The 11,100-nt window shown below is 71.8% G+C and carries 10 protein-coding genes; 4 read left to right on the top strand and 6 right to left on the bottom strand.

What is annotated here, in order from left to right; genetic code table 11:
- Positions 1 to 15 precede the first annotated feature (15 nt).
- Entirely contained in the window at positions 16 to 1,029 is a 1,014-nt protein-coding gene (locus ABTY62_RS45495; RefSeq protein ID WP_352135279.1) for a HEAT repeat domain-containing protein, read from the bottom strand.
- Between the two features lie 227 nt (positions 1,030 to 1,256).
- Here ABTY62_RS45495 and ABTY62_RS45500 point away from each other — a divergent pair, with 227 nt between their 5' ends.
- On the top strand, positions 1,257 to 2,330 hold the full coding sequence (locus ABTY62_RS45500; protein ID WP_352135280.1) for a glycoside hydrolase family 5 protein: 1,074 nt from the start codon (positions 1,257 to 1,259) through the stop codon (positions 2,328 to 2,330).
- Positions 2,331 to 2,432: 102 nt separating this feature from the next.
- On the opposite strand, the gene ABTY62_RS45505 is transcribed toward ABTY62_RS45500, so the two are convergent.
- Both ABTY62_RS45505 and ABTY62_RS45510 read right to left on the bottom strand, forming a co-directional pair.
- Positions 2,433 to 2,636, bottom strand: a complete 204-nt coding sequence (locus ABTY62_RS45505) for a hypothetical protein (RefSeq protein WP_352135281.1) — start codon at positions 2,634 to 2,636, stop codon at positions 2,433 to 2,435.
- Positions 2,637 to 2,765: 129 nt separating this feature from the next.
- On the bottom strand, positions 2,766 to 4,706 hold the full coding sequence (locus ABTY62_RS45510) for a serine hydrolase domain-containing protein (protein ID WP_352135282.1): 1,941 nt from the start codon (positions 4,704 to 4,706) through the stop codon (positions 2,766 to 2,768).
- 216 nt (positions 4,707 to 4,922) lie between these two features.
- On the opposite strand from ABTY62_RS45510, the gene ABTY62_RS45515 reads away from it, so the two are divergent.
- Both ABTY62_RS45515 and ABTY62_RS45520 read left to right on the top strand, forming a co-directional pair.
- The gene (locus ABTY62_RS45515; protein WP_352135283.1) at positions 4,923 to 6,239 is read left to right on the top strand and encodes a sensor histidine kinase; all 1,317 of its coding nucleotides are present in this window, start codon (positions 4,923 to 4,925) and stop codon (positions 6,237 to 6,239) included.
- A complete protein-coding gene (locus ABTY62_RS45520; RefSeq protein ID WP_311730774.1) occupies positions 6,203 to 6,850 on the top strand; it encodes a response regulator in 648 nt (215 codons plus the stop codon). Before ABTY62_RS45515 ends, ABTY62_RS45520 begins: the two co-directional genes overlap by 37 nt.
- A gap of 21 nt (positions 6,851 to 6,871) precedes the next feature.
- Here ABTY62_RS45520 and ABTY62_RS45525 read toward each other — a convergent pair whose 3' ends face one another.
- Positions 6,872 to 7,717: an alpha/beta fold hydrolase gene (locus tag ABTY62_RS45525; protein WP_352135284.1), complete on the bottom strand. Its 846-nt coding sequence runs from the start codon at positions 7,715 to 7,717 to the stop codon at positions 6,872 to 6,874.
- 2 nt (positions 7,718 to 7,719) lie between these two features.
- Entirely contained in the window at positions 7,720 to 8,574 is an 855-nt protein-coding gene (locus tag ABTY62_RS45530; RefSeq protein WP_352135285.1) for a 4'-phosphopantetheinyl transferase family protein, read from the bottom strand.
- Positions 8,575 to 8,755: 181 nt separating this feature from the next.
- Here ABTY62_RS45530 and ABTY62_RS45535 point away from each other — a divergent pair, with 181 nt between their 5' ends.
- Positions 8,756 to 9,667: an alpha/beta hydrolase gene (locus ABTY62_RS45535; RefSeq protein ID WP_352135286.1), complete on the top strand. Its 912-nt coding sequence runs from the start codon at positions 8,756 to 8,758 to the stop codon at positions 9,665 to 9,667.
- Between the two features lie 302 nt (positions 9,668 to 9,969).
- On the opposite strand, the gene ABTY62_RS45540 is transcribed toward ABTY62_RS45535, so the two are convergent.
- Positions 9,970 to 11,100, bottom strand: a 1,131-nt coding sequence (locus ABTY62_RS45540; RefSeq protein WP_352135287.1) for an ATP-binding protein, incomplete at its 5' end; no start/stop codon positions are given.

The raw sequence follows: 11,100 nt of genomic DNA on the forward strand, positions 1-11,100 counted from the left end.
GCACCTATGCGGGTGTCAGACGGGCAGCGCCCCCTTGAAGCGGGAGGTGGGCACGTCGGGGTGGGTGGTGGCGAGCCAGCCGTGGCCGTGGGTGTCCTCCGCGGACATGGGGCCGGGTTCGACCGACAGGTTGCTCGCCGCCGTGCCCGCCCAGATGACGCCTTCGGCCCATTCCTTGTCGCCGCCCTCCTCCTTGGCGTCTTCGATGTAGCTGATCTCGAAGGGCAGTGGTTCCCCCACGAACTCCGGGCACGCGTAGGTGCCGTAGCTCCGCACTGTTCGGCCGTCGCGGGCGACGTACCAGTTCTCGGCGGAGTGGTAGGGGTCGATGCAGTAGAAGTGGGCCTCCCCACAGCGCTTGCTGAGCTCGTCGGCCAGTGTGAAGCCGTCGAGTTCGTCCAGGAATGCGTTCCCCCACACCATGCGCCATTTGTTGTGCGGTCCGGACACGTAGCGCCAGCTGTCGAACTCCGGGGTGATGAAGACCCGGTAGGCCCTCTGCTGCTCACCCTGGGCATCCTGGAAATCCATGGAGTCGTCGGCCCGGGTGGTGGCGTCCACGCCCAGCACGGTGGTGACCGGCCGAAGGTCGTGCAGGCCGAGGACGGCTACGGCGTCGTCGAACCGGTCCGCGGGAAAGGCCAGCCAGCGACCGGCGTCCAAGGGGAGACTCACCGGGAGTTCGTCGAGGAGCTTGATCCGCATGAGGCGTTCCACGGCACTCCGGTCGGTCTCGTCGAGCGCCTGCGCGCCGCCCAGGTCGACCAGCGTCTCCAGGGCCTTGCCGCGCAGCCGCCCAGGACCCTGACGCCGGATCTCCCGAAGGCGCGGCAGCGCCTGGTCACCCAACCGCTCCAGGACGGACACGGCGCTGAATCTCGGGCTGCCCCGTCGCGTGTCGCGGACGTACGGCAGGAGCCGGTCGACGCTCCGCGCTCCGAGCGCGACCAGACCGTCCTCCGCGGCCCTCCGAACGGTGCGGTCGCTGTCGGAGAGATCCCGTATGAGGGCGTCCATGGCGTCTGACATGGGGCACAGCTTAGGTGTGGACGTCGGCCGGGAGCATCGTCGGCAGCAGCCCATGACCACGGGCCGTCACATGCACGAAACCTTGACGACCGCTGTGCCGGGTGTCACGATTCGGGCGCCGTCATGTTTGCGCAAACATCGCACGGCCGACATCCCCGCCGGCCACTCAGCCGCGCAGCTCCGCCACGCGCTGAGTCGGCCTCTCCCGCAAGCCGAAAGAGCAAGCGATGCGCACATCCCCCGCCAGCCCCGCCCGCCCCTCCAGAGCCCGCCTCACCCCCCGGCTGCGCGCCGCCTTCGTCGCGATCCTGGTCGCCGCCGCCGGCGGCACCACCCTCGCCGGCAGCCCCGCCTCCGCCGCGCCCAGCGGCGACACCACCCAGTTCCGGGGCGTGAACTGGGCCGACCCGCGCGACAACTTCGCCGACGACCCGGTCGTGCTGTCCGGCCTGTCGACGTCCGACAGCTACGACCAGACGTACGCCAAGGCGAGCCGGATCATCTCGGGGTTCCGCGCGAACCTCGGCGCCAACACCGTCCGGCTGCCCATCAACCCGTACACCGTCAACGGCGCGTACTGGAAGTCGTACCGAGGGGTCATCGACGCGGCCTCGGACAAGGGCTTCAAGGTCATCCTGTCCTACTGGGAGGGCACGGGCCCCCGCAAGGACGGCTTCATCGACGACCCCGCCACCTTCTGGCCCATGTGGAACACCGTGGTCGACGCGTACAAGGACGACAAGCGCGTCTACTTCGAGCCGATGAACGAGCCCCACGGCTACACCGACACCGAGTGGGCCGACATCGCCGCGAAGTGGCTGTCCACCTACCCCTCGGTGCCGCGCAACCAGGTGATCGTCAGCGGCGCCGGTTACAACGACCACGTCACCTCGGTCTGCGCCGACCCGCGCCTGGACGGCACCTACCTGTCGCTGCACCACTACGGGTTCTGGAAGAACTACGCCACGTACGACGAGTGGGTGGCCGACCTCAAGGTGCGCATCGGGGACTGCGCCAACCGGACCGTCGCCGACGAGTTCGGCGCCCCGATGACCACCGGCCTGAACTACAACAAGCCGGCTCCGTCCAACAACTACATCAACTACGTCCAGGCCGTCACGGACACCTTCCGCGAGCTCAAGATGGGGTCCGTCTACTGGCCCGGCCTGCGCACCGACGACACCTACACGCTCCAGACCCTGACCGGCGACCCCGCCCGGCCCTCGCTGGCCACCACCAACCAGTCCGGCGCCGACCGGCTCGCCTGGGGCTGGGGACGCGGCAAGCCCGTCCGGCCCTGACAAGGCGTTCGGCGCGGACGGCGGTACCGGCCCCCCCTGCCGGTACCGCCGTCCGCGCCAAGCGTCCGAGAGGACGCTGCCCGTCGGATCCCCGACGCGCCTTCAGCAGCAGTACACGTCGTCGGCCACCTTGGCCACCGCGCCGGGCAGCCCGGTGAGCCAGGCGCCCTGCACCGGGCCGGCCGCCGTTCCGGCCGCCGTGTCGGCTGCCGTCGACGACGACGAGGCGGCGGCGGGAACGACCGCCGCGCTCAGGACCAGGACGCTTCCCGCGACAGTCGCGGCGATCTTCGCTGTGATGCTCATGGATATCTCCCCCTTGATCAAGGGTTGTTCGGGGCTTCGGCATCCAGAGTGCCGAGCGCGTCCGCACCTGGCCTTGTCGATCCGCGCAGGGATGTTGACGATTCGCGCACGCCTTTGACGCGACGGGCGTCAGCCCAGCAGGTGGTAGTTGCCCGCGACCGTCAGGAAGAGCACCGCGGCCAGCGCCACCGCGCTGTAATGGATCCGGGCCGCCCAGCCCCACCAGCGGCGCCACCAGGCGATGACCGCGCACACCAGCACGGCCGCCGTGGTGGCCAGCGCCGCCTTCGCCAGGACCGGGACCAGGGTCAGCATGGGCGAGTCGCCGAGGAAGACCGTCTGGTTGAGGGCGTTGGGGTCGGCGACGAGGAGGGCGAAGCAGACGGTGGCGACGGCGAGGAGGGCACCGGTGGTCCAGGCGAGCAGCCGGGCCAGGCGGGCGCCCGCGGGGGCCGGGGCGGCGTCGGTGGAGCGGCGGCGGCCGATCAGGGCGGCGATGGGCCAGGCGGCGACGGACAGCAGCAGGACGCCCAGGGAGCCGATGAGCAGCTGCTGGTGCAGGACCGGGGATTCGTACCAGGGCACCCGCTCGTAGCCCACGGTCGGGTCGGAGGCGAGGAAGAGCCTGCCGTCCTTGAAGGCGAGTCGCTCCTGGCCGCCCTTCTCCTGGAACAGCCCGTCGCCGATGCGCACCCAGTGCTGCTCGGTGACGTCCGGGTCGCGGCTGAGCGGGCCGGTGGTGGTGAGGGTGGAGTCAGGTCCGGCGGTGACCCGTACGGAGCTGGTGAGCGCGGCGGCGCGGGTGAGGTCGGAGTGGCTGGTGCGGGTGGAGCGGTAGAAGCCGGTGAACGTGTCGGTCTCCCCCATGCGGGCGGCGGCCGCGCGGCGCGGGGTGCCGAGGGTGTGGTCGGCGACGAGATTGACGAGTTCCTGGCCGGCCCAGGAGGCGCGGCCGTCCTCGCCGTCGCCGTTGTACGCGACGTAGACGCCGGTGTCCCGGTCGGGGAGCAGCGCGAGGTTGTCGTGGAAGCCGGGGATGTCACCGTCCTTGACGAGCATCCGGTGTCCGTCCCGGTCGCGCTCCTCGAGGATGTAGCCGATGCCGGGCAGCCTGGGGTCGTTGGCGAACTGGCGGTGCTGCATGGCCCGGGTCAGGGTCTCGCCGAGCACCCGGTGGCCGTCCAGCGCGCCGCCCGCGAGCTGGGCGAGCATCAGCCGCCCCATGTCGGTGGCGGTGGTGACAGCCGCGGCGCCGGTGGGGGTCCAGGCGCCGTACTGGCCCTGGGCGTGCACCTGCCGCTTGCCGTCGGGGCGGTAGCCGTCGGCGCGCGCGGTGGCGATCGCGGCGGGGTGCGGCTGGGCGAAGGAGGTGCGGGTCATCCCGAGGGGCCGCAGGATGTGGCGGTCGACGTACGCGGCGAAGGGCTCGCCCGAGGCCAGCTCGACCAGGTATCCGGCCAGCGCCACGCCGTAGTTGTCGTAGCTGGACACCTCGCCCGGCGGGCGCACCCGGGGCGGCTGGTGTTCGGCCAGGCTGTCGCCGAGCCGCTCGGCGTCCTCGGGGCGGGCGGTGGCGCGGCCGATGATGCTGTTGTCGAAGCCGGCGGTGTGCGTCAGCAGGTCGCGGACGGTGACCGGGCGCCCCGGATAGCTGTCCTTGATGGTGAAGCCGGCCTTGTGGCGGGTGAGATACCGGTTGACGTCGGCCTTCAGGTCCAGCTTCCCCCGCTCGGCCTGCTGGAGCACGGCCATGGCGGTGAACACCTTGGCGTCCGAGCCCATGAAGAAACCCGTACGGCCGGCGTCCACCCGGGTGCCGCGGTCGATGTCCGCCACGCCGTACCCCTTGGCCAGCACCTGCCGTCCGCCGGAGACCACGACCACCGCGGCGCCCGGGATCCGGTACTCGTCGAGCTGCCTCTGGACGATGCCGTCGACCAGGGCCTCCAGGCTGCGCGGCCGCTGCGGGGAGCCGGGCGCGGCGGTGGCCGAGGCGGCCGTCACCAGCGCGGTCATGAGGACCGCGAGCAGCAGGGACACCGCCGCGGTAACGCTGCGTCGAGTACTCATTTGCCGGCTCCTTCGCTCACAGAGGGCTCTCGCGTCGTATGACCACAAGTCAACTCATCGCGCGGCGGCGCGCCGAGGGCCCTGTGTGGCGTCTTGTGGGGGACCTGACTACACCCCCCGAAACGCCACCGGAGTCCAGTGCTCCCAAGGGGTCGCCACGGGCAGACTGAAGGGCACACAGCGGCGGAAGGGCCGCCCCGAGGAGGGGGTTAGGACATGAGCATCGTGAGCGATGAGAGGACCGGCGGACGCCGGATCGGCGACGACGGCCCCTGGCCCGTCCGTGGAGTGCGCGCCATGGGCCGCGGCCTGGCGCTGGCCGCCCTCGCCCCGTGGGAAGTGGTGCTCTTCTGTCTGATGGTGACCGCGATCTCCCTGCTGGGGGTCGGCCTCGGGGTGTTCCTGGTGCCCGCCCTGGCGGTGGCCCTGCGGGGGACCACGGCGATCACCCGGCGGCTGGCCGGGCAGTGGTCGGGGGTCGGGATCGAGGACCCGTACCGGCCGCGGCCGGCCGCCGAGCCGGGCCTCAAGGGATTGGTGCAGCGCAACCAGTGGATCCTCACCGACCCGGCGACCTGGCGGGACCTGGCCTGGACCCTGGTGAGCCCGGTGGTCGGGCTGGCGCTCGCGATCCTGCCGCTGGCGCTGGTCGGCTATGGCGTCTTCGGCCTGATCATGCCTCTGATCTGGGAGGACATCGCCGAAGCCGGTGGCAACAACTGGTACGCGATGGTCAAGGTGACCAGTGACGGCTCCGCCCTGATGGCCGCCGCCCTCGGCATCCCCATCGCGCTGGGCGGTCTGGCCGCGGGCCCGCATCTGCTCCGGGTGCACGCCCAGTTCGCCAAGTCGCTGCTGGCCCCCACCGAGATGTCCCGCCAGGTGCGCCACCTCACCGAGACCCGCAGCGACGCCGTCAACACCTCGGCCGCCGAGCTGCGCCGCATCGAGCGCGATCTGCACGACGGCGCGCAGGCCCGGCTGGTCGCGATGGGCATGAACCTGGGCGTGGCCGAGCGGCTGCTGGCCAAGGACCCGGAGGCGGCCCGCGCCATCCTCGCCGACACCCGCCAGGCCTCCGCCGCCGCCCTCAACGAGCTGCGCGACCTGGTCCGCGGCATCCACCCGCCGGTGCTCGCCGACCGCGGCCTGGCCGACGCCGTCCGCGCCCTGGGCATGGACAGCCCCCTGGAGGTCGAGGTCAACGCCGAGCTGCCCGGCCGCCCCGAGGCCCCGGTCGAGTCCGCCATGTACTTCGCGATCTCCGAGGCCCTGACCAACGCGGCCAAGCACGGCGAGGCCCAGCGGGTCACGGTCGACCTCTGGTACGAGACGGGCCGGCTGCGCGGCCAGGTCACCGACGACGGGATCGGCGGCGCGGACCCCTCCCGCGGTACGGGACTGCGCGGAATGGAGCGCAGGCTTGCTACTTTCGACGGTGTTCTTGCCGTGACCAGCCCCCAGGGCGGTCCGACGACACTGACCATGGAGCTGCCGTGCGTGTTGTCCTCGCCGAAGACCTCTTCCTCCTGAGGGACGGGTTGGTCAGGCTTCTGGAGGCTTACGACTTCGAGATCGTCGCCGCTGTGGACACCGGCCCCGACCTCCTTCAGGCCCTCGTCGAGAAACGTCCGGACGTGGCAGTCGTCGACGTACGACTCCCCCCGACGTTCACCGACGAGGGCCTTCAGGCTGCTCTGGAGGCCCGCCGACAGATCCCCGGCCTCCCGGTCCTGGTCCTCTCCCAGTACGTGGAGCAGCTGTACGCCAAGGAGTTGCTGGCCGACGGCACGGGCGGCATCGGCTATCTGCTCAAGGACCGCGTGTTCGACCCGGACGAGTTCGTGGACGCGGTCCGCCGGGTGGCCGCCGGGGGCACCGCCATGGACCCCGAGGTCATCGCCCGGCTGTTCTCCAGCACCGCCTCCTCCGCCGCGGATCCGCTGGCCCGGCTGACCGCCCGGGAGCGCGAAGTCCTCGGCATCATGGCCGAGGGCCGCTCCAACGCCGCGATCGCCGAGCGGCTGGTCATCACCGAACGGGCCGTCATCAAGCACACCTCCAACATCTTCGCCAAGCTGGACCTGCCGGTCTCCGACGACGACAACCGGCGGGTCCTGGCCGTGCTGGCGTATGTGAAGTGACGGCTCGCGGGCCGGGCGCCCCTACGCCGACGCGCCGTCCAGCACGAACTCGCGGATCAGCTCGGCCAGTCGCTCCGGCTGGTCCTCGGGGATGAGGGTGTAGCTGTCGGCGATCTCCACATGGCGGGCGCGCGGCAGCAGCTCCGCCAGCCGGCGGCCGTGCTCGGGCGGCATGACCTTGTCCTCGGCCGCCCAGGCCACCAGCGCCGGGCGGTCGAAGCCGCGCAGCGCCTCGGCCCAGCGCAGCAGTTCGGCCCTGGGCGGCACCCCGAGGACGTACGCGCGCAGGTCGCGGCGGATCCCGGGGGAGGTCCACAGCGGCCGGAACCAGCCGTCCATGACCTCCGGCGGCACCGGGCGCCTGGTCATCCGGCCCCAAGTCATGGGGAGACGGCGGGCGGGGCGCAGCTTGAGGAGGCCGAAGGCGGCGGCCAGCCCGCCGGGGACCTTGGCGGCGGCGTAGAGGTTGTGGCTGGGAAGGCCGGGCGGGAAGTTCTCGAACGCCTCGCAGGAGGTGATGACCAGCCGCCCGATCCGCTGGTCCCGGCCGTCGGCGACGAGGGCCTGCGCGCCGCCCCAGTCGTTCATGGCGAGGGTGACGTCGGTGAGGTCCAGCCGTTCGAGGAACTCGGCGACCAGCCGGGCCACGCCGAGGACCGACAGGTCCGCGCCGGGGCGCATCGGGCGGCGGTGGCCGCCCAGCGGCAGGGTCGGGACCACGCAGCGGATGTCGGGGGCGAGGCGGGGGACGACGTTGCGCCACAGCGAGCCGTCCATGGCGACCCCGTGCAGCAGCACGGCGACCGGGCCGTCGCCTCCGGTGTCCTCGTAGTCGAGGGTGCCCGCAGACAGCTCCAGCTCAGGCATGGCTAGCCCCCGAAGGTCCCGGCCAGGCCGAGGCCGTGGCGTGTGACGACCGGGCGCACGGCCGGCGTGCCGTCGGCGCGGAGCGCGACCGCGGCGGCGTAGCCGGGCGGGGCGGGTACGTCGGCGAGGGTCCAGCCGGGCGGGGCGGTGGAGCCGGGCGGGGCGAGGTGGTCGGCGAGGCCGACGTGGTGGGCGCGGAGGCCGCCGGGCAGGCCGGTGCCGATGCCCTTGAGGTAGGCCTCCTTGCGCACCCAGCAGCTGAGGAACGCCTCTTCGTGCAGCGACTCGGGCAGCGCCTCGATGGCCGCGCGCTCGTCGGGGTGGAGCTGCCGGATCAGGCCGGTCAGCACCGTGCCGGTGCGCCGCGCGTTCCGGGCCTCGATGTCGGCGCCGACGGCAGCTTCGGCGAAGGCGTACAGCGCGGCGTCCTCGGCGTGGGACAGGGAGAACGAGAGCCGGGGCTCGCCCGCCACGGCGGGGCGGCCGTGCGGCTTGTCGCAGTCCGGCATGCCGCACTTCTCGCGGATCAGCTCGACTTCGGCGGGGGCGATGCCGAGATACGCGCCGAGGAGCGTCCGCAGGCCCACGTGGGAGGCGACATAGCGCTCCCGCAGGGTGTCGTCGCGGAATCTGGCGGCCCGCTCGCGCTCCCGGTCGTCCAGCATTCCGGCGCGCTCGGCGGCGGCAGCGGCGGACGGCGGGATGCGCAGCAGCCATACGGCCACCTCGGGGCCGGAGGGGCGGTCCCCGGGGCGGGGCAGCGCGCGGTCCGGGCCCCAGGCCGACTCGTACGCCTGGTCGCCCGCCGTGTCTCCTGCGGTGTCGACGGCGGGATCCGCCGGGCCGGTGTACGACACGATTCCCTTTCTCCCCCCGCAGCGCTGAGCCTGACTCAACATCCTTGCCCCGGGTAGGCGTTGCGGCACGGACGACACCCGGTGACTTAGGACACGTTCCCCTACCGGCGGGTACGATCACCTGGCGGCACCACTACGATCAAGCACAGTCCGTGTACTTTCCGTAATGGGGGTTTGCGACATGGCGACGGGATTCTGGGCGAAGGCGGCCTCCGCGCTCGCGCTCCCGGTGGCTCCGCTGTACGGCGCCTTCCTCTCGTATTTCATCTATCACCCACCCCGCAGGCCGTATCACAAGAAGCCCGCGGACGTGGGGCTGTCCACCACCGATGTGACCGTGCCGCTGGACGGCGTGCGGCGCGGGCTGCATGTGTGGCTGTGCGCGGGCGACCCGGACCGGGTGGTGGTGCTCGGGCACGGCCTGGGGCTGAGCAAGTCCGCGAGCCTGGCGCAGGCCCGGATGCTCAACGAGGCGGGCTATACGGTCGCGATGTTCGACCACCGCAACCACGGCAAGAGCGGCGCGGACCGGGCCTGCTGGGGCATGAGCGACCGGCACACCGACGATGTGGAGGCGGTGGTCAGGCATCTGCGCGGGACGGCGGAGCACGCCTCGGCGCGCATCGCGGTCTACGGCTTCTCCATCTCCACCTTCCCCTCCTTCTACATGCTCAGGAGGGACGGGGAGAGCCCGGTGGACGCGATGGTCTTCGACAGCGGCCCGGCGCTGGAACTGCGCTCACTGTTCGCCAACTTCGTCGCGTCCGGCGGGCTGCCGGTCCCCGGCCCGATGCGGAAGGGGCCGTCCCGGAAGGCCCTGGAGAAGGTGGCCTCCACGGCGGCCGTGGCGATGCTGCGGGTGCAGTGGCCGCCCGCGGCCGAGGGCGCGTACGAGCGCACGCCGATGCTCTTCCTGACCGGCGAGAGCGACACGATGATCCCGGCGGCGGGGGTGCGGGCGCTGGCCGAGCGGTATCCGCTGGCGGAGGTGCACACCCTGCCGGACACCGAGCATCTCCAGGGCGTCAAAACGCACCCGGAGCTCTACGCGGAGACGGTCCTGGGGTTCCTGGAGCGGACGATGAAGAAGTGATGCCCGTTTCGGGCACGCCGACCGCCGGATCGATGGCGGTTCGGGCACGGGAAATTGGTCTCCCCCGCCCCCGTTACGCGGGGGAGACCAAGTTCACCGGTGATTCCACCAGTGCGGAATCACCGGCTCCATGGTCTGTCACGTGGACTTCGCGTCCCAGACCCATGGCACGAAGATGCCATATGAATTAACGGGCCCCCGCATCCGGCGCGGCCGGTGAGACGGGGGCCCGTTGGGCTGGGCGCGGCCGCATTCGGGCGTCGGCGGGCCCCGGGTGTCAGTCCTTGGTCTCAGCCTTGGTCTCAGTCCTTGATCTCGCAGATGACGGCGCCGGCGGTGAGGGCGGCGCCGACCTCGGCGGCCAGACCCTTCACGGTGCCCGCGCGGTGGGCGTTGAGGGGCTGTTCCATCTTCATCGCCTCCAGGACCACGACCAGATCGCCCTCGGCGACCTGGTCCCCCTCGGCCACGGCGACCTTGACGATGGTCCCCTGCATCGGCGACGCCAGCGCATCCCCCGAGGCCGACGATCCGGACTTCTTCACAGGCTTGCGCTTGGGCTTCTTCGCCCCGCCCGCGTCCCCGGCGGCAGGCGCGGCGGCCACGGACAGGAACGCCGGGAGGGAGACCTCCAGCCGCTTGCCCCCGACCTCGACCACCACCGTCTCCCGCGCCACCGGCTCGTCGGTTTCGTCGGTGTTGGTGGGGGCGTAGGGGGTGATGGTGTTGGTGAACTCGGTTTCGATCCACCGGGTGTGGATGGTGAAGGGGTCGGCGGTGAAGGCGGGGTCGGTGACCACGGCGCGGTGGAAGGGGATGGCGGTGGCCATCCCATCGACCTGGAACTCCGCGAGCGCGCGGGCGGCGCGCTGGAGGGCCTGGGTGCGGGTGGCGCCGGTGACGATCAGCTTGGCGAGGAGGGAGTCCCACGCCGGGCCGATCACGCTGCCGGATTCGACGCCCGCGTCCAGGCGCACACCCGGCCCGCTCGGGGGTGTGAACGTGGTGACGGTGCCGGGGGCGGGCAGGAAGTTGCGGCCCGGGTCCTCGCCGTTGATACGGAACTCGAACGAGTGGCCGCGCGCCGGCGGGTCGTCGTAGCCGATCGGCTCGCCGTCCGCGATCCGGAACATCTCCCGCACCAGATCGATCCCCGTGACCTCCTCCGTGACCGGGTGCTCGACCTGGAGCCGGGTGTTGACCTCCAGGAACGAGACCGTGCCATCGGTCCCTACGAGGAATTCGACGGTGCCCGCACCGACGTATCCGGCCTCCTTGAGGATGGCTTTGGAGGCGCGGTAGAGCTGGGCGTTCTGCTCCGGGGTGAGGAAGGGGGCGGGGGCTTCTTCGACGAGTTTTTGGTGGCGTCGTTGGAGGGAGCAGTCGCGGGTGGAGACGACGACGACGTTGCCGTGGGTGTCGGCGAGGCACTG

This window comes from Streptomyces sp. NPDC097640, assembly GCF_040302705.1.
In the GTDB taxonomy this organism is placed as follows: Bacteria; Actinomycetota; Actinomycetes; order Streptomycetales; family Streptomycetaceae; genus Streptomyces.

Excerpts from the sequence above, each read along its gene's own strand:
- ABTY62_RS45495 (WP_352135279.1), bottom strand. The coding sequence starts at position 1,029 with ATGTCAGACGCCATGGACGCCCTCATACGGGATCTCTCCGACAGCGAC.
- ABTY62_RS45500 (WP_352135280.1), top strand. The coding sequence starts at position 1,257 with ATGCGCACATCCCCCGCCAGCCCCGCCCGCCCCTCCAGAGCCCGCCTC.
- ABTY62_RS45505 (WP_352135281.1), bottom strand. The coding sequence starts at position 2,636 with ATGAGCATCACAGCGAAGATCGCCGCGACTGTCGCGGGAAGCGTCCTG.
- ABTY62_RS45510 (WP_352135282.1), bottom strand. The coding sequence starts at position 4,706 with ATGAGTACTCGACGCAGCGTTACCGCGGCGGTGTCCCTGCTGCTCGCG.
- ABTY62_RS45515 (WP_352135283.1), top strand. The coding sequence starts at position 4,923 with ATGAGCATCGTGAGCGATGAGAGGACCGGCGGACGCCGGATCGGCGAC.
- ABTY62_RS45525 (WP_352135284.1), bottom strand. The coding sequence starts at position 7,717 with ATGCCTGAGCTGGAGCTGTCTGCGGGCACCCTCGACTACGAGGACACC.
- ABTY62_RS45535 (WP_352135286.1), top strand. The coding sequence starts at position 8,756 with ATGGCGACGGGATTCTGGGCGAAGGCGGCCTCCGCGCTCGCGCTCCCG.